The organism is Telluria sp. ZB4P34, assembly GCF_059686055.1.
This window is the reverse complement of sequence record NZ_JCASIF010000016.1, coordinates 67406-89786: the sequence shown is the minus strand read 5'-3', so window position 1 is coordinate 89786 and position 22381 is coordinate 67406. Positions and strand designations below refer to the sequence as shown.

Below are 22381 nucleotides of genomic sequence, written 5' to 3'. Positions count from 1 at the left end.
AGGTATTACAATAACGACCGCATCAAACTTAAACTAAAAGGCCAAAGCCCTGTACAGTACAGGACCCAGGCCATGGGCGCTTAACGACTTAACGTCCAACAATTTGGGGTCAGTTCAAAGCCGACCACCCTACGGAAAATCATCTTCCGCGCCTGGCTCGATTGAGTGAAAATGACCCTAGCTGCCCCGGTAGGTCGAGTAAGACCAGGGCGTCATCACCAGCGGCACGTGATAGTTCTGCCCGCTGTCGGCGATGCCGAAGGCGATCGTGACGCGGTCGAGGAAGCGGGGCGAGGGCAGGTCCACCCCTTGGGCGGCGAAGTAGTCGCCGGCGTGGAATACCAGTTCGTACCGGCCGGGCCGGAGTGCGTCGCCTTCCAGCAGGGGCGCGCCGCAGCGGCCGTCGGTATTGGTGAGCTCCGTCTTGAGCAGGCTGCGCCCGTCGCCATCGAGGGCGTAGAGCTCGACCCGGACGCCCGCTGCGGGGCGGCCATGGGCGGTATCGAGAACGTGGGTGGAAAGTTTGCCCATGCGGCTCCCATATCGGTGGCTTGGCTTGAAGTATGCGGCGAATCATATACCGTTGTGCTTCCTGCAATATATGATCGATGATATATCGTACATTCGCTCCCACTTCTCCAAAGCCGGTCATGCCCATGGACACCTACTCATACTATCCGCGCGACCTCGCCGGCTACGGCCGCAACCCGCCGCGTCCGCGCTGGCCCGGCGGGGCCCGCGTGGCCCTGCAGTTCGTCCTGAACTACGAGGAGGGCGGCGAGAACTGCGTGCTGCACGGCGACCCGGCCTCGGAAACCTTCCTGTCCGAGATCATCGGCGCCCAGGCCTTCCCGATGCGCCACATGAGCATGGAGTCGCTCTACGAGTACGGTTCGCGCGCCGGGCTGTGGCGGGTGCTGCGCCTGTTCGAGGAACGCGGCTTGCCGCTCACGGTATTCGGCGTGGCGATGGCGCTCAAGCGCAACCCGGAAGCGGTGGCGGCCTTTCGCGAGCTGGGCCACGAGATCGCCTGCCACGGCCTGCGCTGGATCTCGTACCAGAACGTGGACGAGGCCACCGAACGGGCCCACATGCAGGAAGCGGTGCAGATCGTGCGCGAACTCAGCGGCGCTGCGCCGCTCGGCTGGTACACGGGGCGCGACTCGCCCAACACGCGCCGCCTGGTGGTCGAGCACGGCGGCTTCGCCTACGACGCCGACCATTACGGCGACGACCTGCCGTTCTGGCAGCAGGTGGAAAGGAGTGACGGACAGCGCGTCCCGCACCTGGTGGTGCCCTACACGCTCGACACCAACGACATGCGCTTTGCCGCCATGCAGGGATTTAACTCCGGCACCCAGTTCTTCGACTACCTGAAGGATGCCTTCGACGTGCTGTACCGCGAGGGCGACCCGGACGGCCTCGACCAGCCGAAGATGCTGTCGATCGGCCTGCACTGCCGGCTGGTCGGCCGTCCTGCGCGGGCGGCGGCGCTGGCGCGCTTCCTCGATTACGTCACGGAGCACGAGCGGGTCTGGATCACGCGCCGCATCGATATCGCGCAACACTGGAAAACAGTGCATCCTTTCCTGAAATGACAGGGGCAGGCGATGCATAAGATATGCTCATGAATTGATAAGTAATATATGAATTAACATATAATATGAAGTCCGCCGGGTGGTAGCCTTCCGCCCTTGCCTAGCAATGCACCACCAGACGAGACCGCCCATGTCAGAACCGATCCGATTCCACTACCGCGGGGCCGTCCACGAAGTCCGCGATGCGGCGCCCACCCAGACCATCCTGCAGCACCTGCGGGAGGACCTGCATTGCACCGGCGCCAAGGAAGGCTGCGCGGAAGGCGACTGCGGCGCCTGCACGGTGGTGATCGGCTCGCTGGAAAACGGCCGATTGGAACTCAAGGCGGTCAATTCCTGCATCCAGTTCACCCCGACGCTGGACGGCAAGGCCTTGTTCACGGTGGAAGACCTGCAGGGCCAGGATGGCAGCCTGCATCCGGTGCAGCAGGCCCTGGTCGAGTGCCACGGCTCGCAGTGCGGTTTCTGCACGCCCGGGTTCGCGATGTCCTTGTGGGGCATGTACCTGAAGCAGGAAAGCCAGGGGCTTTCCGGGCGCCAGCCCTCGCGCTGCCAGATCGACGACACGCTGTCGGGCAACCTGTGCCGCTGCACCGGCTACCGTCCCATCATCGACGCCGCCCGCCGCATGGTGGAACTGCCGCCCGCCAGTTTTGATCGCGCCGCACTGGCCGAACGCCTGCGCGCACTGCAGCGCAGCCACGGCTTCAGCTACGAGGCGCACGGCGGCTGCTTCCATACGCCGCGCACGCTCGAGGAACTGGTACATCTGCGTACCAGCTTCCCGGACGCACTGCTGCTGTCCGGTTCGACCGACGTCGGCCTGTGGGTCACCAAGCACCTGCGCGAACTGAAGGACATCATCTATCTCGGCCAGGTGGACGAACTGAAGACGCTCGTCGAATCCGATGGAACGCTGGAGATCGGCGCCGGCGTGACGCTCGACGCCGCCTACGCCGCCGCGTGCCTCCACTATCCGGACGAACTGACGCAGATGTGGCAGCGCTTCGCCTCGCTCCCGATCCGCAATGCGGGCACGCTGGGCGGCAACGTCGCCAACGGCTCGCCGATCGGCGACTCGATGCCCTGGCTGATCGCGCTGGGCAGCAGCGTGGTGCTGCGAGGACCGCAAGGGGAGCGGGTGCTGGCGCTGGAAGATTTTTACCTGGGCTACCAGCAGAAAGACCTGGGTCCGGACGAATTCGTGCGAGCGCTGCGCATTCCCTTGCCCCGGCCCGGCCTGCGCTTCCGCACCTACAAGCTGGCCAAGCGCTTCGACCAGGACATCTCGGCCGTGTGCGCGGCCTTCGCCATCACCCTCGACGGCGAGTCCGTGGCGGCTGTCCGCATTGCCTTCGGCGGCATGGCGGCCACGCCGAAAGGCGCCGCCGCCGCCGAAGCGGCCCTGCTCGGCAAGCCGTGGAACGAGGCCGCGCTGCGCAGCGCGATGGCCGCGCTGGCCCAGGATTACGCGCCGCTGAGCGACATGCGCGCCTCCAGCGGCTACCGGCTGGCGGCGGCGCAAAACCTGCTGCGCCGTTTCTGGCTGGAGACCCGCACGGACGATCCGCTGCCGGCCGCCGCCGTCAATGCCTTCGCGCACCAGGCTTGAGGAGAGAACGGACATGAACGATGCAGGCACCCGCATCCTCGATGCCTCCCGATGGACCGAAGTCGGCCGCGCGCGTCCGCACGAATCCGCCGTGCTGCACGTGCTCGGCCAGGCCACCTACACCGATGACATCCCGGAAACGGCCGGCACGCTGCACGGCGCGCTCGGCCTCTCTGGCCGCGCCCATGCGCGCATCCTCGCGATCGACCTCGCACAGGTCGCCGCGAGCCGCGGCGTGGTGGCGGTGCTGACGGCGAAGGATATTCCCGGCCTGAACGACTGCGGCCCGATCATCCACGACGATCCGATCCTGGCCGACGGCCTGGTCCAGTACGTGGGGCAGCCGGTCTTCATCGTGGTGGCCGACAGCCACGACAACGCGCGCCGCGCCGCCAGGCTGGCCAGGATCGACTATGAAGACCTGCCGGCCATCCTCACGCCGCAGGAAGCGCGCGCCGCCCAGTCCTGGGTGCTGCCGCCGATGCGCCTGGCGCGCGGCGACGCCGAGCGCGCCTTCGGGCAGGCGCCCTACCGCGTCAAGGGCGAGCTGTACGTCGGCGGCCAGGAGCAGTTCTACCTCGAGGGCCAGATCGCGTACGCGCTTCCCGGAGAAGACCGCGGCATGCACGTGGTCTGCTCGACCCAGCACCCGAGCGAGATGCAGCACGTGGTGGCGCATGCGCTGGGCCTGCATTCGCACCACGTGACGGTGGAATGCCGCCGCATGGGCGGGGGCTTCGGCGGCAAGGAGTCGCAGTCGGCATTATGGGCGTCGGCCGCAGCCATCGCCGCCGCGCGCATCCGTCGTCCTGTGAAGCTGCGCGCCGACCGCGACGACGACATGCTGGTCACGGGCAAGCGCCACTGCTTCCACTACGAGTACGAAGTCGGCTACGACCGCGAAGGCCGCATCGTGGCGGCGAAGGTCGACATGGTCACGCGCGCGGGCTATTCGGCCGACCTGTCGGGCCCCGTGGCGACGCGCGCCGTCTGCCACTTCGACAACACCTATTACCTGTCCGACGTCGAGATCCGCGCCGCCTGCGGCAAGACGAATACCCAGTCGAACACGGCTTTCCGCGGCTTCGGCGGACCGCAGGGCGCGATCGCCATCGAATACGTGATCGACGAGATCGCGCGCAATCTCGGCCGCGACCCGCTCGACATCCGGCGCCTGAACTTCTACGGCAAGCAGGATCGCAACCTCACGCCCTACGGCCAGGCGATCGTCGACAATGTCATCCACGAGCTGGTGGCCGAGCTGGAAGCGAGCAGCGACTACCGGGCCCGGCGCGCGGCGATCAACGAGTTCAACCGCACCAGCCCGGTGCTGAGAAAAGGGCTGGCGCTCACCCCCGTGAAGTTCGGGATCGCCTTCAACGTCACCCACCTGAACCAGGCGGGCGCGCTGGTGCACATCTACGTGGACGGCTCGATCCTGGTGAACCACGGCGGCACCGAGATGGGGCAGGGCATCAATACCAAGGTGATGCAGGTCGTGGCCCACGAACTGGGCGTGGACCTGGCGCGCGTGCGCGCCACCGCCACCAATACCAGCAAGGTGTCGAACACCTCGGCCACCGCTGCGTCCACCGGCGCGGACCTGAACGGCAAGGCCGCGCAGGATGCCGCCCGCAAGATCCGCGACCGCCTGAGCGCCTTTGTGGCCGCGCAGTTCGGCGGGGAGCCGTCGGAAGTGCGTTTCGCCGATGACACCGTGTTCGTGGCCGGCCAGGCGCTGCGCTTCGGCGAGGTGGTGGCCAAGGCCTACCTGGCGCGCGTGCAGCTGTGGTCCGACGGCTTCTACGCCACCCCCGGCCTGCACTGGGACCCGAAGACCATGAACGGCAACCCGTTCTCCTACTTCGCCTATGGCGCGGCAGTCTCGGAAGTGGTGGTGGACACCCTCACGGGCGAATGGAAGCTGCTGCGCGCCGATGCGCTGTACGACGCCGGCAACTCGCTGAACCCGGCCATCGACATCGGTCAGGTCGAAGGCGCTTTTATCCAGGGCATGGGCTGGCTCACGACGGAAGAACTGTGGTGGAACCCGGCCGGCAAGCTCATGACGCACGCGCCGTCCACCTACAAGATTCCCGGCGTCTCCGACTGCCCGGAAGACTTCCGCGTGCGCCTGTTCAAGAATCGCAACGTGGAAGACAGCATCCACCGCTCCAAGGCAGTGGGCGAGCCGCCGCTGCTGCTGCCGTTCTCGGTGTTCTTCGCGATCCGCCACGCGATCTCGAGCGTGGGCGGGCACCGGGTGCACCCGCCGCTCAATGCCCCGGCCACCTGCGAAGAGATCCTGCGGGCGGTCGCGTTCGTCGAAGCGGCGAGCGCCTGATGAACGATTGGCTGCCAGGCGAGCTGCACGCGCCGGCCGTGCTGGTAACCGTTGCCCGCGTCGAGGGCTCGGCGCCGCGCGAGCCGGGAGCGCGCATGCTGGTGGATGGGCAGGGATTTCGCGGCACCATCGGCGGCGGTCATCTCGAGCAGCGCGCGCTGGACATCGCGCGGGCGATGCTGGAGCAGGGTGGGGAGGCGCACATCGAGCGCTTTCCGCTCGGGCCGAAGCTGGGGCAGTGCTGCGGCGGGATCGCCTGGCTGGCGTTTGAATTCGCGGATGCAGGGCAGCTGGCGATACTCGACACGCGGCGTAACGAAGATACCTGGCGTTTGGTGTTCGTAGGGTGGTCGGCTTCGCCGACCGCGCGTTCAACTCACGGTAGCGCAGTCGAGGCATCATCGTCAGCTGAACGCGCGGTCGGCAGAGCCGACCACCCTACGTCCCTACTTGATGCAAGCTGGCGACTGCTAGTCGGCCAAGCAGCTCCGGCATTCGATCGCGCCGCCGGTACCCATATCTTCCAGGACGGCGTCGGCCGCCTCTGGCTGGCCGACGCCGTCCTCGCCCCGCGCGCCCACCTGATGCTGTTCGGCGCCGGCCACGTGGGCGCCGCCATCGTCCGGGCCCTGACCGAGCTGCCCTGCCGCATCACCTGGGTCGACGAACGCGAAGACCTGTTCCCGCCCTCGATCCCGGCCAACGTAACAGTCGAAGCCACCGACACCCCCGAGGCGCTTGTTGAAAACGCACCACAGGGCACCACCTTCCTGGTCATGACCCACAGCCATGCACTTGACCTGCAGCTGTCGCACGCGATACTGTCCCGCCCCGGCCTCCATGATTGGTTCGGTTTGATCGGCTCCGATACCAAACGCCGCCAGTTCGAGCATCGCCTGCGCGAACGCGGCGTCATGGATGCGCGCCTGGCCGCGATGGTCTGCCCGGTCGGCATCGCCGGCATCGAGGGCAAGGCCCCGGCCGTGATCGCAGCCTCCGTGGCGGCCCAGTTGCTCACCGTGTGGGAAGCAGCCGCCCGCCAACCCGACGTTTCAACGGAATTTCACTGATGTCCACCGCACCCGCTCATTGCGCACCTGTCGTGCAAGCCTACCGTGCGAGCTTGCTGCACTTCCACGCCGACCCGGCATTCGATGGCGACGCCCATGCCTGGCATGAAGACGGCCTGCTGGTCGTCGAGGACGGCCGCATCAAGGCCGCTGGCGACTACGCCGCGCTCGGCGCGACGCTGCCGCCAGGGGTGACCCCGCACGACTACCGCGGCCAGCTCATCACACCGGGCTTCATCGACACCCACCTGCATTACCCGCAGACCGACATGATCGCCTCGCCCAGCCCGGGCCTGCTGCCGTGGCTGGAGACCTATACCTTCCCGACCGAGCGCTGCTTCGAGGACCCGGCGCACGCGCGCGCCACCGCCGAGTTCTTCCTGGACGAGCTGCTGCGCTGCGGCACCACCACCGCCGTCGTGTACTGCACCGTGCACCCGCAATCGGTCGACGCCTTCTTCGAGGCCAGCGAAGCGCGCAACTTGCGCATGGTGGCCGGCAAGGTGCTGATGGACCGCCACTGCCCGGACTTCCTGCGCGACTGCGAAGGCGGCGTCGGCACGAGCGCGGACCTGATCGAGAAGTGGCACAAGCGCGGCCGCCAGCTGTATGCGATCACGCCGCGCTTCGCCCCCACCTCGACCGACGCCCAGCTGCGCGCCACCGCCGAGTTGGCGCAGGCCTATCCGGATACCTTCATCCAGACCCACGTCTCGGAAAACAAGGACGAGTGCACCTGGGTGGGCGAGCTGCATCCGCAGGCGCGCAGCTACCTGGACGTGTACGAGCGCTTCGGCCTGATGCGCCCGCGCGCGCTGTTCGGGCACTGCATCTGGCTCGATGACGAAGATTTCGCGCGCATGGCGGCCACGGGTTCCGCAGTGGCAGTGTGCCCGACCTCCAACCTGTTCCTCGGCAGCGGCCTGTTCGACTTCGAGCGGGCCGACGGCGCCGGAGCGCTGCTCTCGCTCGGCACCGACGTCGGGGCCGGCACCTCGTTTTCGATCCTGCAGACCATGAACGAAGCCTACAAGGTGGCGCGCCTGAAGGGCAGCTACCTGCCGGCGCTGCGCATGTTCTACCTGGCTACGCTGGGTGCGGCCCGCGCCATGAACCTGGAAGGAACGATCGGCAGCTTCGCGCCGGGTGCGGAAGCGGACTTCGTCGTGCTCGACCCGAAGGCCACGCCGCTGCTGGCGCGCCGCACGGCGCAGCTGGAATCGCTGGAGGAGCTGCTGTTCGCGCTGGCCCTGCTGGGCGACGACCGCACCGTCAAGGCGACCTACTCGGCCGGTCGCCGGGTGCACGCGCGCGCTTAGCTGCGACGAAGGCTGGCCAGCGTTTATTCCGCCGGCGGACGCGACGGCTGGACGCGGATGGATTCGGCCGGCGTCGCCATGTCGTCGACGTGTAGGGCCCTCTCATCGCTTTGCCTGACCGTGCCGTCACTGCGCACCGACAGGTGGCCGGTGAAGCCCTTTGGCGGTCCGAGATCGACCAGCTTGATGCCAGTGATGAAGACGTTCAGGGCGTCCATCGGGCAGTTGAATCCGACCCGCACCAGCACATCCTTGTCCAGCAACCGCGCGCCGAGGGCCGTCGCGCTCAGGTCGACGTCGGGCCGGCCGCCGGTGGACAGGATGACGGTCTTCGCCCTTGGCGCCACGCTCAGGCGGTAGTCGGTGCTGCCGCAGCTGGCCTTGTGCACGGTCGACACGCCGACCGGCTGGGGCAGGTGCGAACCCATGATGAGCACAACCCGCTCCAGCTTTTCCGAGGATGGGTCTGCGGGCATGCCGGGTTGCGCGAGGCTGGGGCTGGAGGCGAGAAGCAGGGACAGGGCAATGATGCGCATGGGATGAGGGAAAGTAGGCCTGGTCCGATTGTATGCGTGCCCCTTGGGCCGGTCGAGCCCGCACGCTGGCTTGCCTTGATTCTATGCGCAGGACATGACAATGTTGCAAACGATCATTGAAGCAGTTAGAGTTGCGCGATCATTCCGGGCCCGGCGCCCGCATCTTCAAGCGTGAGAAAGTCACTCCATGTACACGAAACTTACCGGCGGCGTCCTGCTCGCCCTGGCCATCGCAGGCGCCCCGCAGGCCCAGGCCAAGGGCCCGGCCTCGAAGGCCAACGAAGCCGCCACCGCCCGCCACTACGCCAGCCTGATCGCCGGCGAGCCGAAGCTGTCCGAGCTGACCCTGTTCTTCACCCAGATGCCCAAGGGCGGCGACCTGCACCACCATTACTCCGGTTCGGTCTATGCCGAGTCGTACGTCGACTTCCTCGACAAGCAGGGCTATTGCGTCAACAAGCACAGCTACCGGATCGAAACGAAGAAGGAAGTGGTCGCCTCCGAGCGCCTCAAGCCGCTTGAAGAGCGCAACTGCCTGACGACTGCCGACGTCTATGCGGACGACCACACCTATCGCGAACTGCTGCAGCGCTGGTCCACCAAGGACTTCTACAACCATGGCGCAATGCAGCCGCCGCCGGACCGCGCATTCTTCCAGACCTTCGGCTTCTTCGGTCCGGTGTCGAACGCGAACTTCCGGGAAGGCCTGCAGGAGCTCAAGAAGCGCGCGATCCTGGAGAACGTCAGCTATATCGAAACCATGTTCAAGATGTCGCCGTTTGTGGTGAACAAGGAATTCGACGCCCAGGCCTGGCGCAATGCCGACGACGACAAGGCCTTCGACGCCCAGATGGGCGCCTGGCTGGCGGTGCTGGAACAGGACGCCGGCTTCCGTAAATCGACCGAAGACTTCGTCAACAAGATCCATGAGGCGGCCGAAGGCATCGACGACGAGCGCTTCACCATGCGCTACCAGACTTATGTGCTGCGCCTGCTGAACCCGTCGCAGGTGTTCTCGTCGATGGTCTCCGGCTTCAAGGCGGCCGCCATGAGCGACAAGATCGTGGGCGTCAACATCGTCGGGCAGGAAAGCACCATGGTGTCGATGCGCGACTACGCGCTGCACATGAAGATGTTCCGCTTCCTGAAGTCGCGCTACCCGGAGGTGAAGATCGCGATGCACGCTGGCGAGCTGGCCATGGGCGACGTGCCGCCGGAAGGCCTGAAGTTCCACATCGACCAGGCCCTGGTCGTGGCCAACGCCAACCGCATCGGCCATGGCCTTGACCTGGCCCATGAAACCAACGCACCGGCCATCATGGCCAGGATGCGCAAGGACGACATCCCGGTCGAGATCAACCTGACCTCGAACGCCTTCATCAGCGGCATCAAGGGGGGCAACCACCCGATCACCCTGTACCGCAAGTACGGTGTGCCCTATGTGATCTCGACCGATGATGCCGGCGTGACCCGCCATACGCTGTCGCACGAATATGTGCTGTTCGCCAGCCGCTACAAGCCGGAGTACGCGGAAATGAAGCGCACCTCATATAACAGCATCCGCTATGCCTTCCTGCCGGTGGCAGAAAAACAACGCTTGACCCGCCAGTTGGACGAGCGCTTCGCCGATTTCGAGGCAAAGTTTGCTCGACTTGCAAAACTGCAGGCAGGTGTGAAGTAAGCATTACAGGAAGCGCTCCGCAGCGGTTGCGGAGCGCCTTCAGGTCATCCTGTTCAAGTGACTCTTTGACAGTTCCTTGTCAGGATTTTATCTTTTGTGGCCTTCCTGCTACAAAAAATCCTCTTCCATCCACGGTAAGGCGAAATTCTCTTCAAAAAAATTTCGCCTAGGAACGCCGCCTTTATAATCCCGCCTTGTCATTTTGCTGCAACTTAAGCCCAGGGTGTAGGGCGTTAACAAGGTATTCAAGCGTATTTATACGACAAACGTATGAATATCGAAGCCAAAACGAATTTGTCGAGTCGTCGGCGCTCATGCATATTTGGAATTGATTTCCAAAAGGTATTCCCCGTTTGACAGGCGCTAGCCAGTGTAACTTCGTTGAAACACTTGCACGTTAGACTGGCCGCCGCTGGCCGGCTTGACCGCCAAGATACCACGCAGCGATTTAAGGTTTGCAGTACTTGTAGAGAGGGCAACCGTCGGCTGCCCGTTATAACTAAATAGTTCTTTTTGGGGTTATCAATGATCACTCAACAACAGATCCGGCTCACGAAACTGGCGCTGGCTTTGTCGGTTGCATTGGCTGCTGCGCCGGCCTTTGCACAGAACACCACCTCGGCTATCGGTGGCCGTATCTCGGCCGCTGACGGCAAGCCGGCAGTCGGCGCCCAGGTGCAGATTGTTCACACCGAGTCCGGTTCTGTCAGCAATGTCACCACCGACGCGGAAGGCCGCTACGTCGCGCGCGGCCTGCGCGTAGGCGGTCCGTACACGATCATCATTACCAAGGACGGCGTCACCGAGCGCCGCGAAGGCGTGTTCACCGACCTGGCCGAAACCGCCGCTGTGGATGCAACCCTGGGCCAGGCCATGCAGACCGTCACCGTGACCGGCTCGGCGGCCCGCTCGGAAATCTTCTCGAACCAGTCGATGGGTTCGGTCACCGCGATCAGCCGCGCCGACCTCGAAACCCAGGCATCGATCAACCGCAACCTGCAAGACTTCGCGCGTCTCGATCCGCGCGTCTCGCAGACCGACAAGGACCGCGGCGAAATGTCGGTGGCCGGCCAGAACTCGCGCTACAACTCGATGACCATCGACGGCGTGGCCGTGAACGACACCTTCGGCCTGGAAGCCAACGGCAGCCCGACCGCCCGCCAGCCGATCTCGATGGAAGCCATCGCCTCGGTGCAGGTGAACGTCGCTAACTACGACGTGACCCAGCGCGGCTACACCGGCGCCAACGTCAACGCCGTCACCAAGTCGGGTACCAACGTGTACCACGGCGGCGCCTACTACGTGACCCGCGACGACCGCCTGGTCGGCGAGCGCTACAACCAGACCACCGGCGAATACTTCGACGCGCCGGAATTCAAGGACAACACCAAGGGCCTGTGGGTCAGCGGCCCGCTGATCAAGGACAAGCTGTTCTTCTTCGCCCTGGCTGAAAACTACGAAAGCACCCGCAGTGGTCCGCAGTACGGCGCCATTGGCACCAATGCCGGCACCACCATCGGCATCAGCCCGGCCCAGATCGGAAATCTGAGGGATATCGCCAAGAACAAGTACGGCATCGATCTCGGTGGAACCGAAGTGCCGGCCGGTACCAAGATGAAATCGGAAGAGCGTATGTTCAAGCTCGACTGGAACATCAACGACGACCACCGAGCCAGCCTGCGCTACTCGAAGACCGCACAGAACGAGCCGATCTTCCCGGGCTTCTTCGACGATGCCGTGTCGCTGAGCTCGTACTTCTACAACCAGGACAAGACGATCGAAACCCTGGTCGGCCAGGTCTTCTCCGACTGGACGCAGAACCTGTCGACCGAGTTCAAGATCTCGCAGCGCGACTATGACTCGGTGCCGATCAACAATAGCAAGCTGCCGAGAATGGCGTTCTCGTTCTCTGGTCCGCTGCCATCGGATGCGCCGGCAGGCACCCGTACCGGGAACCGTTCGCTGAACACCGGTACCGAGAACAGCCGCCAGAACAACGTGCTGGGCACCAAGACCCTGGACATCTATGCGGGCGCTAACTACCTGTGGGGCGACCATGAATTCAAGGTCGGCGCCGACTACACCCAGAACAAGGTGTACAACGCCTTCCTGCAGAACGTGTTCGGCAACTACACCTTCCAGTGCGATAACAACTTCAGCTACACCTTCGGTTCGATCAACTGCGCCACCGCGAACGCGGCCCAGATCAACGCCGCGATCTACGAGAACTTCTCGCGCGGCCGTCCGTCGTCGTACACGGTGCAGCTGCCGGTGGCTGGCGGATCGCTGAGCAACGCGATCGCCCAGTTCACCATGAAGAGCACCGGCGTGTTCCTGCAGGATAACTGGACCGTCAATAACAACCTGACCGTCAGTGCCGGCGTGCGCCTCGACGTGACCGGCGTCGACCGCACTCCGCTGCGCAACACCGCCGTCGCCCAGGCGGCCATCGCCGGCAATGCCGCCACCTTCGCACGCCAGACCGGCGGCTTCGGTGTCGACAATACCCAGACCTTCGACGGCAACAAGCTGTGGCAACCGCGCGTCGGCTTCAACTACAAGATCGACGCGGCACGTCCTACCCAGCTGCGCGGCGGTGTCGGCCTGTTCCAGGGCGCGGCGGCGACCGTGTGGATGTCGAACCCGTTCTCGAACCCTGGCGTGGCCACCCGTACCATCACCTGCTCGGGCAACGGCGCGACCCGCTGCCCGTCGACCGACGGCCTGTTCACGCCTGATGTGAACGCCCAGAAGACCGTTACCGGCTCGACTCCGTCGGCCAACGTCGACATCCTGTCGTCGGACCTGCGCCAGCCGTCGATCTGGAAAGCCAACCTTGCATTCGAGCATGAGCTGCCGTTCGCAGGCCTGGTGTTCGGCGCCGAACTGCTGGCGACCCAGAACAAGGATGCGATCTTCTACCAGAACCTGAACCTGGGCGCGCCCACCCGCATCGGCAAGGATGGCCGCGAGCTGTACTACAACGCCAATGGTCTGTCGGCAAGCTGCTATACCTTCACCAACAACTCGGCGGGCAATGCAACCGGCTGCCAGAACACCAACAAGGCGCTGTCGAACCTGAGCTATGGCAACGTGCTGCTGGCCAAGGCCACTGACAAGGGCGACGCCCAGGTCGTGACCCTCTCGCTGACGAGCCCGACCCGCAAGGGCTTCGGCTGGTCGGTGGCCTACTCGCACTCCAACGCGACGGAAGTCTCGCCGCTGACTTCGTCGACCTCGGGTTCGAACTTCTCGGGCCGCTCGGTGTTCAACCCGAACGAGGAAGTCGCTGCCAACTCGTCGTACCTGGTGAAAGAGCGTATCAATGCCCGCCTGTCGTGGGAAAAGCGCTTCTTCGGCAACTACCGCACCCGACTCGGCGTGTTCTATGAAGGCCGCGAGGGCAAGCCGTACAGCTGGACCATCAACAACGACCTGAACGGCGACGGCCTGGCCGGCAACGACCTGATGTACATCCCGTCGGCTGAAGGTTCGGGCGAAGTCGTGTTCTTCGGCGACACCGCGACCAGCAAGACCAACGAGTCGCGCTTCTGGGCCGTGGTCAACGCCAACGAAGTCCTGCGCAATTCGAAGGGCGGCGTGGTTGGCCGTAACACCGACTTCTCGCCGTGGACCAACAGCTTCGACGTGAAGATCACCCAGGAACTGCCAGGCTTCTTCAAGACCCACAAGGCCAGCTTCGCACTCGACATCCTCAACTTCGGCAACCTGCTGAACAAGAAGTGGGGCCGTATCGAGGAAGTGGCCTTCCAGGGGAACGGCGCCCAGGCGCGCAGCTTCGTCGACTACGTCGGCCTGGATGCTCAGGGCCGCTATGTCTACGGCGTGCGCAACAACGTCGAAGACCTGGTCGTTCGCCAGAACAAGGGCGAATCGCAGTGGGCCATCCAGGCAACCTTCAAGTACGAGTTCTAATCTCGGCCTGATGGCAAGCCTGTGATGTCAGCACGGCCGGTGGCGACACCGGCCGTTTTTTATTGGTTGAAGGCGCTCGCTCGAGGTCCATGGTATTGGCAGACGAGCGGGACCACATGTGATAATTCGGAGGGCCTCGTTTGCCTCCCTTCTTGATCGAGAACATTCCATGACCGTTTTCCTGCGTGCCCCGGCACCTCTCGTGCGCGCCGCGATGGCCGTCGCCGTCACCGTGTCCCTGGCAGGCTGCGCCACGACTGCCAGCCGTGAACCTGTGACCATCAACCTGGTCGCCATGAACGACTTTCATGGGAACCTGGAACCGAGCCGCTATACGCCAGTCAACCCGGACGGCAGCAAGGCCGCGCCGATCCGCGCCGGCGGCGCCGAAGCGGTGGCCGCCGCGCTGCAGGCCTGGCGCAAGGAAGACAAGGACCTGCTGTTCGTCTCGGCGGGCGACCTGGTGGGCGCGAGCCCGGCGATGTCCTCGCTGTGGGCCGACGAACCGACCATCGAAGCGATGAACATGCTGGACCTGCGCGCAAGCGCGGTCGGCAACCACGAGTTCGATGCCGGCCGCCAGGAACTGCTGCGCCAGCAGCACGGCGGCTGCGACTCGCCGCGTCCTGCCAAGGCCTGCCAGATGGCCAGGGATTATCGCGGCGCGAAGTTCACCTACCTGGCCGGCAATGTGGTCGACAAGGCCACCGGCAAGCCCTTCATTCCGGCCTTCAGGATCGAGGACGTCAAGGGTGTCAAGGTGGGCCTGGTCGGCGTGGTGCTGCAAGACCTTGCGTCCTACGTGATGGCGTCGGGCATCGCCGGCCTGGAAGTCGGCAGCGAAGCCGAAGCGATCAACCGCGCCATCCCCGAGATGCGGCACCAGGGCGCCGACGTGATCGTGGCGCTGGTGCACGAGGGCGGCCGGACGCCGGAAAATCCCATGACGCCCGGCTGCAGCCAGCTGAACGGGCCGGTCGTCGACATCGTCAGGAAGCTCGACCCGGCGGTTCGCTTGGTCATCACCGGCCATACCCACGAAGGCTACCTGTGCAAGGTCGACGGCCGCACAGTGACCCAGGCCTCGTCCTACGGCCACCTCCTGACCCGCATCGCGATGAAGGTGGAGAAGGGCGTGGGCATCGTCGGCGACATCAAGGTGGAGAACGTCCTGATGAAGGCGGGCGACTACCCGGCCGACGAAAAGATGGCCGCCTTCATCGCCGGGGTCAAGGACAGCAGCCGCGCCGCCCTGACCCGTCCGGTCGCGCGCCTGGCGTCGGCGCCGGTGCTGCGCAAGCAGAACGAGGCCGGCGAAGCGCCGCTCGGCAACCTGATCGCCGACGCCGTGCTGGCGGCTACCCGCAATGTCGGCGCCGTGATCGGCTTCATGAACGAAGGCGGCATCCGCAAGGACCTGGAGGCCGGCCCGGACAATGTGGCTGCCTTCGGCCAGGCCCAGGCCGTACTCCCGTTCGGGAACACCCTGGTCGTGATGGACCTGACCGGCGGCGAAATCCGCTCGCTGCTCGAAGGCCAGTGGCGCAAGGACGCCAGCGATGGCGAGATGCTGCAAGTCTCGAACGGCTTCAGCTATGCCTGGGACGCGAAACGTCCGGTCGGCAGCCGCGTCCTCGGCATTACCCTGGACGGCAAGCCGCTCGACGATGGCGAAACCTACCGCGTGGTCGCGAATAACTTCCTGGCCGAAGGCGGCGACAACTTCCCGGAATTCGGCAAGGGACGCAGGCGTCTCGAGACCGGCCTCCTCGACCTCGATGCCTTCACCGAACACCTGAGCGACATCGAAGGGAAGGGTGCGGCTCTATTCGGCGCAGGCCCGCGCATTATCAAAGCCAAGTAAGTCTTGCTTTACCAAGGATGATCATGAAAAAACTAGCCTTCGTACTGGCGCTGACCAGCGCCTTCGTTTCCTACGACGCCGCGGCCTGGGGCCGCGACGGCCACCGCGCCATCGGCGCCATCGCCGACAAGCTGCTCAAGGGCACCCGGGCGCACGGGGAAATCCACAAGCTGCTCAAGCCGGGCGAGTCGCTCGAACTGGTGGCCAACTGGGCCGACTGCGTCAAGGGCAGCTTCTGCGGACCGCAGACCCCGGAGATGATCGAGTACGTCAACGCCAACCCCTTGCATGACAAGTACCACTACACGAACGTCCCGTTCCAGCACGACCACTACGACGACCACGGCCCGGGCCGCACCGGCGTCGACATCGTGCAGACCCTGCGCCAGTGCATCGCGGTCCTGCAGGGCAAGACCGATCCGGAGCTGAATCCGCACAAGTTCACCAAGCGCCAGGCGCTGATCCTGCTTGCGCACTTCGCCGGCGACATCCACCAGCCCCTGCACGTGGGCGCGGCCTATGTCGACAAGGACGGCAAGTTCGTGGCGCCAAGAACGCAGGAGGAAGTGAATGAATCGGCCATTTTCGACACCCGCGGCAGTAACAACCTGTTGCTGGACAATGCCAGGCTGGCCGAGCTGGTGGCAGGCGTGATTCCTGCAGGCGAATCCGCGCCGGCCTGGCCCGGTGCGGCCGAGCAGAAGACCAAGCCCTTCCATTCGTACTGGGACAGCACCACGGTGGACTATGCCTTCCGCCGCCTGCAGACCAGGACGCCCGAACAGTTCGCGGACAAGGCGATTGGCAGCAAGCCGCAGTTCCCGCTGATCGAAGGCGATCCGATCACGGCGCCTTACGCGTGGGCCAACCACTCGCTGTTCGTGGCCAAGCAGGCCTTCGAAGGCGTCAAGCCAGGCAAGCTGACCCAGCAGATCAGCAAGAAGGGCGAGACCTACTTCACCTTTGCCCTGGAAATGCCGGCGAACTATCCGGTGCCGAGTTCGGAGATCGCCAAGCAGCAGTTGATCAGGGGCGGTTACAACCTGGCGGCGCTGCTGCAGGCGATTTATCCGGAAAAAGGGTAATCCTCCCCTGTAGAGCAATACCGGCAGATCATGCATGGGCGTCAAGGCGCCCGTGCTGTTTTCACGCGCGCCCGCTCGCCGCCGCCCCGGTCTTGGCATAGAATCCGTTCACCCGAACCTGATCGAACTGTCATGACCAATCTCACCAAGGCGGCCTGCGCCGCCTGCCTCGTCCTGCCCCTGGCCGCCTACGCCCAAGCCACTCCCACGTCCACTCTCCCGGTCTGGGAAATCGGCTTCGGCGGCGCAGCCCTGTCTACGCCTTCCTACCCCGGCTCCGACGAGCGCGAAACGCGGGTGCTGGCTTTTCCGAACATCGTCTACCGCGGCGAGATCCTGCGCGCCGACCGTTCCGGCATCAATGCGCGGCTGTTCAGCTCCGAGCGGGCCGAACTCGACGTCGGCTTCGCCGGCGCCCTGCCTTCCGACTCGGACGACGTCGACGAGCGCGCCGGCATGCCCGACCTGGGCCCGCTGGTGGAATTCGGCCCGCGCCTGAAAGTGCGGCTGGCCGACCTGGACGGCAACCGCCGCCTGCGCCTCGAGCTGCCGCTGCGCGCCGTGATCGAGGCGCGCAGCGGGCTGCACGCCCGCGGCTATACCTTCGAGCCGCGCCTCGCCTACGAGATGGCCGGGGAGCGCAGAGTCTGGACGCTGGAGACGAACCTGTCGGTGGTGCTGGGCGACCGCCGCATCAACCGGCATTTCTACGAGGTGGCGCCGCAGTATGCGACGGCCGCGCGGCCGGCCTATGCAGCCGATTCCGGCCTGCTCCTGACGCGCCTGGGCCTGTTCGGCTCGCGCCGGATCAATGAAGACCTGCGGGTGTTCGGCTACCTGCGCTACGAAAGCTACCAGGGCGCGGCGAATCGCGCGAGCCCGCTGCATGTGAAGGACAGCGGCGTGTCGGGCGGGGTGGGGGTGATGTGGACCTTCAAGCGTTCCGAAGCGCGGGCGCGTGGCGCTGAAACGGTGGATCCGAGCCTGCAATAGAAAATGCCGTGCGGGGCCGCACGGCATCGGAGAACACCCGGGAGGCGCCAAGGCCTGCCCAGGGTTGCCGCATTACTTCGATGCGTCCTTGCTGTCCTTCTTGGCCTGCTTGGCGTCTTTCTTAGCCTGCGTGGCGTCAGCCTTTTCGGTCTTGTCGGCTGCGGATGCCGGCGTGGCCGGAGTTGCAGGCGTCGCCGGGGTGGCCGGCGAAGCCGCGGTGGCCGCAGTGGTGCCGGTGCCGCCGGCGGTGGCTGCCGAATCAGTAGTGGCCGCGGTCTCGGTGGCCGGGGTAGTGGGCATTGCCGGGGTAGCGGCGGTTGCCGGGGTCGCCGGAGTGGCCGGGGTGGTGGTCTGGGCGTAGGCCGAGGTAGCGGACAGAGCGACGATCAGGCTAGCAATGGCTTTCTTCATTGGTGATTCCTTTCTGGTTCGGGTTCTGGCGTACGGAAGTGTCACTAAGTCGTGTCACCTGGGCATCTAACGGGCCCCGGATGCGCCCTGTTGACCGGCTTTACAAAGCCTTACGGTAGTCACATTTGCTAACAAACTGTGCAACTAAGCGTGGTGAGCGGCAAAAAAAATGGCCTGCGGTAATGCAGGCCATTTTTCGGTGCGGGTGCGCTCAGCGCGACTTGACGAAAGGCTTGCCCAGCGCCTTTGGCGCCACCGACTTGGCCATCAGGCCGGCCAGCACCACCACCGTCAGCACGTAGGGAATCATCTGGATCAGCGAGCCCGGGATGCGGCCCACCACCGGCAGGTCGACGCCTTCGATCTGGATCTGCACCGCGCCGAAGAAGCCGAACATCAGGCAGCCCAGCACCGTATGCAGCGGACGCCAGTTACCGAACACCATGGCCGTCAGCGCCAGGTAGCCGGCGCCGGCCGACATGTCGCGCAGGAAGAAGCCGCTCTGGACGATCGACAGGTAGGCGCCCGAGAAGGAGCACAGCACGCCGGCGATCAGCATGGCGGTGTAGCGGGTGCGCTGCACCGAAATGCCGGCCGCATCGGCCGCATGGGGGTTTTCGCCGCAGGCGCGCAGGCGCAGGCCGAAGCGGCTATGGTACAGGGTCCAGTGCACCACCGGCAGCAGCAGGAAGGCCAGGTAGACCAGGGCCGAGTGGCCGCCGATCACGCTGCCATACAACCAGCCGAGGAAGGGGATGTCGGCCACGGCCGTGGCGCCGGGCAGGATCACTTCGCCCAGGCGCGCTTCGCCCAGGTCCGGCGTGCGGCCGCCCTGCTGGAAGAAGTACTGGGCCACCACGAAAGTCAGGCCGCTCATGGCGATGTTGATCGCCATGCCCGCGACCAGCTGGTTGCCCTTCTGGGTGATCGACACGAAGGCCTGCACCAGCGCGAGGACGCTGGATGCCAGGATGCCGGCGGCGATGCCGAGCCAGGGGTCCTGGTACGCGTAGGCGACGCCGGCCGACACGAAGGCCGAGGCGAGGATCTTGCCCTCGAGGCCGAGGTCGATCACGCCGCTGCGCTCGGCGAACAGGCCGGCCATGGCCGCGAAAATCAGGACCGGCGCATTGCGGATCGTCGAGACGACGATGCTGGCGAGTTGGAAGTCTTCCATGGCTGCTTATCCCTTGCGTGCGCCGCTGCGTGCGCTATTGATCAGTTTGAGGACGGCCGGCGCGTACAGGTTCTCCATCGCGCCGCAGAACAGGATGATCAATCCCTGGATGAAAATGAAGGTCTCCTGCGGGATGTTCGGCTTTTCCAGCGACAGGTCGAAACCGCCCTGGATCAGCGCGCCGAACAGGACCGAGGACAGGAAGATGCCCACCGGGTGCTGGCGGCCCATCAGGGCGATGGCGATGCCCACGAAGCCGGCGCCGGCCGGGAAGTTCAGGCTCAGGTAGTGGGTCGAGCCGAGGATCGAGTTCACCGCGGCCAGGCCCGCCAGGGCGCCTGAGATCAGCATCGCCACGATGATCATGCGGCTGATGCGCACGCCGGCGTAGTGGGCCGCGTGCTGGTTCAGGCCGGTGGCCTGCAGCTTGTAGCCCCAGCTCGAACGCGACATCACGACGCCGTAGACCGCCAGTGCGACGATCGCCAGGATGAAGGAGATGTTCAGCGGGGTGTCGCCCAGGGCCGGGAACCAGTCATACAAACGCGGCATCCACGAGGCTTCGCTGAAGACACGGCTGGCCGGGTTCTGGTCGCCCTCGGGGATGAGGTACTTCACGATGATGAAGTTCATCAGGCTGGCGGCGATGAAGTTGAACATGATGGTCGTGACCACCACGTGGCTGCCGCGCTTGGCCTGCAGGTAGCCGGGCAGGAAGGCCCAGCCGGCGCCGAACACGGCGCTGGCGATCATCGCCAGCGGAATCAGGAGCCACGGCGACAGCGAGGCGTCGAAAGCTAGCATGGCCAGGGTCAGCCCCAGGCCACCCAGGTACATCTGGCCTTCGGCACCGATGTTGAACAGCCCCGCCTTCATCGCCACCGAAACCGCCAGGCCGGTGAAGACAAAGGTGGAGGCGTAGAACAGGGTGTAGCTCAGGCCTTCCGGATTGATGACGGCGCTGTTGATCAGGATCTGCAGCGACTCGACCGGGCTTTCGCCCAGCAGGTGGATGACGAGGGCCGCCACCAGCAGCGCCGACAGCAGGTTCAGGACCGGCAGGACGAAACCGGATGCCCAGCGTGGAAGTTCAGTCGTTTTCATTGGCTTGTTCAGCTCTTAATGCTTGTGCATTCCGCCCATCAGCAGGCCGATGCGGGTGGTGTCGAATTCGTCGATGTTCAGCTCACCGGTGACGCGTCCGCCGGAGACGACCACGATGCGGTCGGCCAGCGCGCGCACTTCTTCCAGCTCGGTCGACACCAGCAGGATCGCCACGCCTTCGTCGCGCAGGCGCAGCAGCTGGGTGTGGATGCTTTCGATGGTGCCGATGTCGACGCCGCGGGTCGGCTGGCCGACCAGCATCAGCTTCGGGGCGGCCGACACTTCGCGCGCGATCACGACCTTCTGCTGGTTGCCGCCCGAGAGCAGCCCGATGCGCAGGTCCGGGTTCTTGGGACGCACGTCGAAAGCTTCCAGCAGGTGCGCGCAGCGCTTGGCGATGGCCTCGAAGTCGAACAGGCCCAGCTTGTTCTTGACGCGGTCCTGGTAGCCGAACACGGTGTTCTGCATTACCGAGAAATCCTTGACGACGCCGTCGCGCAGGCGGTCTTCCGGCACATGGCCGATGCCCAGCTCGCGGAACGTGGCCGGCAGGCCGTCGGCATGCGAGCGGCCGGCGTAGGGCAGTTCCTTGCCGAGGAAGGCGACCCGGCCGCCGGTTGGCAGGCGCATGCCCGACAGGATTTCCATCAGTTCGCTCTGGCCGTTGCCCGACACGCCGGCAATGGCGACGATCTCGCCGGCGCGCACCGTGAGGTCGATGTCCGACAGCAGCCTGACCTTGTTCCTGTCTTCCAGCTGCAGGCCGCTGACCTGCAGCACCGGCGCGCCCGGATTGAAGGGCTTGCGCGGCAGGTTGCCCTCGATGGGGCGGCCGACCATCATGTTGGCCAGCTGTTCCTTCGAGCTGTCGCGGGTGGAAACGGCGCCGGCCACGCGGCCCGCGCGCATCACCGTCACCTGGTCGGTGATCTCCATGATCTCGCCCAGCTTGTGGGTGATCAGGATGATGGTCTTGCCCTGTTCCTTGAACAGCCGCAGGATCTCGAACAGCGAGGCGGTTTCCTGGGCGGTGAGGACGGCTGTGGGCTCGTCCAGGATCAGGATCTCGGCGCTGCGGTAGATCTGCTTGAGGATCTCGACGCGTTGCTGCGCGCCCACCGACAGGTCGTGGATAGTGGCGAGCGGGTCGACATCGAGGCGGTAGCGGGCGCAGATCTCTCGCAGCCTGCTTTCCGTTTCCTTGCGCTTGGCGGCCAGCTTGAATCCGCCCTCGGTGCCCAGCATGACGTTGTCGAGCACGGTCATGTTCTCGACCAGCATGAAGTGCTGGTGCACCATGCCGATGCCCAGGTCGATCGCCTCGAGGGACGAACGGATCTGGCGCTCCTGGCCGTTGATCACGAGCTGGCCGCTGTCGGCATGGTAGTAGCCATACAGGATGCTCATGAGGGTGGACTTGCCCGCGCCATTTTCGCCGATCACGCCGTGGATCGAGCCTTTGGCGATCGAGAAGCTGACGTCAGCGTTCGCCTGCACGGCCCCGAAGGCCTTGCTGATGTTGCGAAATTCTACGGCTGGCTGCATTGCGATCAGTAGTAAAGGGTGATGAAACCGGGGAGCCTCTTTCATTCAAAAGCGCGCCGGGCCGGGATCACCGGCGCGGCGCGCTTTTCTCGGGAAGAGGGGTGAA

At 65.0% G+C, this 22381-nt stretch carries 17 protein-coding genes; 11 read left to right on the top strand and 6 right to left on the bottom strand.

The genetic code is table 11. The features are described 5' to 3' along the window. The coding region (locus AC56KL_RS19960; protein WP_497178958.1) for an IS3 family transposase at positions 1–84 on the top strand (84 nt) is incomplete at its 5' end. A gap of 93 nt (positions 85–177) precedes the next feature. On the opposite strand, the gene uraH is transcribed toward AC56KL_RS19960, so the two are convergent. Beyond that, the gene (uraH, locus tag AC56KL_RS19955; protein WP_497181916.1) at positions 178–531 is read right to left on the bottom strand and encodes a hydroxyisourate hydrolase; all 354 of its coding nucleotides are present in this window, start codon (positions 529–531) and stop codon (positions 178–180) included. A 125-nt stretch (positions 532–656) separates the two neighbouring features. Here uraH and puuE point away from each other — a divergent pair, with 125 nt between their 5' ends. From puuE to guaD, 5 genes are all read left to right on the top strand, one after another. After that, positions 657–1598, top strand: coding sequence for an allantoinase PuuE (gene puuE / locus AC56KL_RS19950; RefSeq protein ID WP_497181915.1), 942 nt, complete (start codon positions 657–659; stop codon positions 1596–1598). A 130-nt stretch (positions 1599–1728) separates the two neighbouring features. After that, a complete protein-coding gene (gene xdhA, locus AC56KL_RS19945) occupies positions 1729–3210 on the top strand; it encodes a xanthine dehydrogenase small subunit (protein WP_497181914.1) in 1482 nt (493 codons plus the stop codon). Positions 3211–3223: 13 nt separating this feature from the next. Beyond that, positions 3224–5554, top strand: coding sequence for a xanthine dehydrogenase molybdopterin binding subunit (gene xdhB / locus AC56KL_RS19940; RefSeq protein ID WP_497181913.1), 2331 nt, complete (start codon positions 3224–3226; stop codon positions 5552–5554). After that, positions 5554–6624, top strand: coding sequence for a xanthine dehydrogenase accessory protein XdhC (gene xdhC, locus AC56KL_RS19935; protein ID WP_497181912.1), 1071 nt, complete (start codon positions 5554–5556; stop codon positions 6622–6624). Before xdhB ends, xdhC begins: the two co-directional genes overlap by 1 nt. Continuing rightward, the gene (gene guaD / locus AC56KL_RS19930) at positions 6624–7943 is read left to right on the top strand and encodes a guanine deaminase (RefSeq protein WP_497181911.1); all 1320 of its coding nucleotides are present in this window, start codon (positions 6624–6626) and stop codon (positions 7941–7943) included. Before xdhC ends, guaD begins: the two co-directional genes overlap by 1 nt. A gap of 23 nt (positions 7944–7966) precedes the next feature. On the opposite strand, the gene AC56KL_RS19925 is transcribed toward guaD, so the two are convergent. Beyond that, positions 7967–8479 carry a hypothetical protein gene (locus tag AC56KL_RS19925; protein ID WP_497181910.1) on the bottom strand — a complete coding sequence of 171 codons (513 nt, stop codon included), beginning with the start codon at positions 8477–8479 and terminating at the stop codon, positions 7967–7969. A gap of 187 nt (positions 8480–8666) precedes the next feature. On the opposite strand from AC56KL_RS19925, the gene AC56KL_RS19920 reads away from it, so the two are divergent. The 5 genes from AC56KL_RS19920 (at position 8667) to AC56KL_RS19900 (ending at position 18038) form a co-directional block, all read left to right on the top strand. Beyond that, positions 8667–10160, top strand: coding sequence for an adenosine deaminase (locus tag AC56KL_RS19920; RefSeq protein ID WP_497181909.1), 1494 nt, complete (start codon positions 8667–8669; stop codon positions 10158–10160). A gap of 525 nt (positions 10161–10685) precedes the next feature. Then, on the top strand, positions 10686–14096 hold the full coding sequence (locus AC56KL_RS19915; RefSeq protein ID WP_497181908.1) for a TonB-dependent receptor: 3411 nt from the start codon (positions 10686–10688) through the stop codon (positions 14094–14096). A gap of 169 nt (positions 14097–14265) precedes the next feature. Beyond that, the gene (locus AC56KL_RS19910) at positions 14266–15960 is read left to right on the top strand and encodes a bifunctional metallophosphatase/5'-nucleotidase (RefSeq protein WP_497181907.1); all 1695 of its coding nucleotides are present in this window, start codon (positions 14266–14268) and stop codon (positions 15958–15960) included. A gap of 23 nt (positions 15961–15983) precedes the next feature. Next, positions 15984–17045, top strand: a complete 1062-nt coding sequence (locus AC56KL_RS19905) for a S1/P1 nuclease (protein WP_497181906.1) — start codon at positions 15984–15986, stop codon at positions 17043–17045. A gap of 132 nt (positions 17046–17177) precedes the next feature. Next, on the top strand, positions 17178–18038 hold the full coding sequence (locus AC56KL_RS19900) for a MipA/OmpV family protein (RefSeq protein WP_497181905.1): 861 nt from the start codon (positions 17178–17180) through the stop codon (positions 18036–18038). A gap of 72 nt (positions 18039–18110) precedes the next feature. On the opposite strand, the gene AC56KL_RS19895 is transcribed toward AC56KL_RS19900, so the two are convergent. The 4 genes from AC56KL_RS19895 to AC56KL_RS19880 form a co-directional block, all read right to left on the bottom strand. Further along, entirely contained in the window at positions 18111–18449 is a 339-nt protein-coding gene (locus AC56KL_RS19895; protein WP_497181904.1) for a hypothetical protein, read from the bottom strand. A gap of 211 nt (positions 18450–18660) precedes the next feature. Then, positions 18661–19626 carry an ABC transporter permease gene (locus AC56KL_RS19890; protein ID WP_497181903.1) on the bottom strand — a complete coding sequence of 322 codons (966 nt, stop codon included), beginning with the start codon at positions 19624–19626 and terminating at the stop codon, positions 18661–18663. A 6-nt stretch (positions 19627–19632) separates the two neighbouring features. Then, on the bottom strand, positions 19633–20730 hold the full coding sequence (locus AC56KL_RS19885) for an ABC transporter permease (RefSeq protein WP_497181902.1): 1098 nt from the start codon (positions 20728–20730) through the stop codon (positions 19633–19635). 15 nt (positions 20731–20745) lie between these two features. Next, positions 20746–22275 (bottom strand): ABC transporter ATP-binding protein, encoded by a 1530-nt coding sequence (locus tag AC56KL_RS19880; protein ID WP_497181901.1) that lies wholly within the window; start codon positions 22273–22275, stop codon positions 20746–20748. Positions 22276–22381: the final 106 nt, after the last annotated feature.

Bases quoted from the DNA above. Each gene is read 5' to 3' on its own strand.
- AC56KL_RS19895 (WP_497181904.1), bottom strand. From the start codon at position 18,449: ATGAAGAAAGCCATTGCTAGCCTGATCGTCGCTCTGTCCGCTACCTCG.
- AC56KL_RS19925 (WP_497181910.1), bottom strand. From the start codon at position 8,479: ATGCGCATCATTGCCCTGTCCCTGCTTCTCGCCTCCAGCCCCAGCCTC.
- guaD (WP_497181911.1), top strand. From the start codon at position 6,624: ATGTCCACCGCACCCGCTCATTGCGCACCTGTCGTGCAAGCCTACCGT.
- AC56KL_RS19905 (WP_497181906.1), top strand. From the start codon at position 15,984: ATGAAAAAACTAGCCTTCGTACTGGCGCTGACCAGCGCCTTCGTTTCC.
- xdhA (WP_497181914.1), top strand. From the start codon at position 1,729: ATGTCAGAACCGATCCGATTCCACTACCGCGGGGCCGTCCACGAAGTC.
- puuE (WP_497181915.1), top strand. From the start codon at position 657: ATGGACACCTACTCATACTATCCGCGCGACCTCGCCGGCTACGGCCGC.
- AC56KL_RS19885 (WP_497181902.1), bottom strand. From the start codon at position 20,730: ATGAAAACGACTGAACTTCCACGCTGGGCATCCGGTTTCGTCCTGCCG.
- AC56KL_RS19880 (WP_497181901.1), bottom strand. From the start codon at position 22,275: ATGCAGCCAGCCGTAGAATTTCGCAACATCAGCAAGGCCTTCGGGGCC.
- AC56KL_RS19900 (WP_497181905.1), top strand. From the start codon at position 17,178: ATGACCAATCTCACCAAGGCGGCCTGCGCCGCCTGCCTCGTCCTGCCC.
- xdhB (WP_497181913.1), top strand. From the start codon at position 3,224: ATGAACGATGCAGGCACCCGCATCCTCGATGCCTCCCGATGGACCGAA.
- xdhC (WP_497181912.1), top strand. From the start codon at position 5,554: ATGAACGATTGGCTGCCAGGCGAGCTGCACGCGCCGGCCGTGCTGGTA.
- AC56KL_RS19915 (WP_497181908.1), top strand. From the start codon at position 10,686: ATGATCACTCAACAACAGATCCGGCTCACGAAACTGGCGCTGGCTTTG.
- AC56KL_RS19890 (WP_497181903.1), bottom strand. From the start codon at position 19,626: ATGGAAGACTTCCAACTCGCCAGCATCGTCGTCTCGACGATCCGCAAT.
- AC56KL_RS19920 (WP_497181909.1), top strand. From the start codon at position 8,667: ATGTACACGAAACTTACCGGCGGCGTCCTGCTCGCCCTGGCCATCGCA.
- uraH (WP_497181916.1), bottom strand. From the start codon at position 531: ATGGGCAAACTTTCCACCCACGTTCTCGATACCGCCCATGGCCGCCCC.
- AC56KL_RS19910 (WP_497181907.1), top strand. From the start codon at position 14,266: ATGACCGTTTTCCTGCGTGCCCCGGCACCTCTCGTGCGCGCCGCGATG.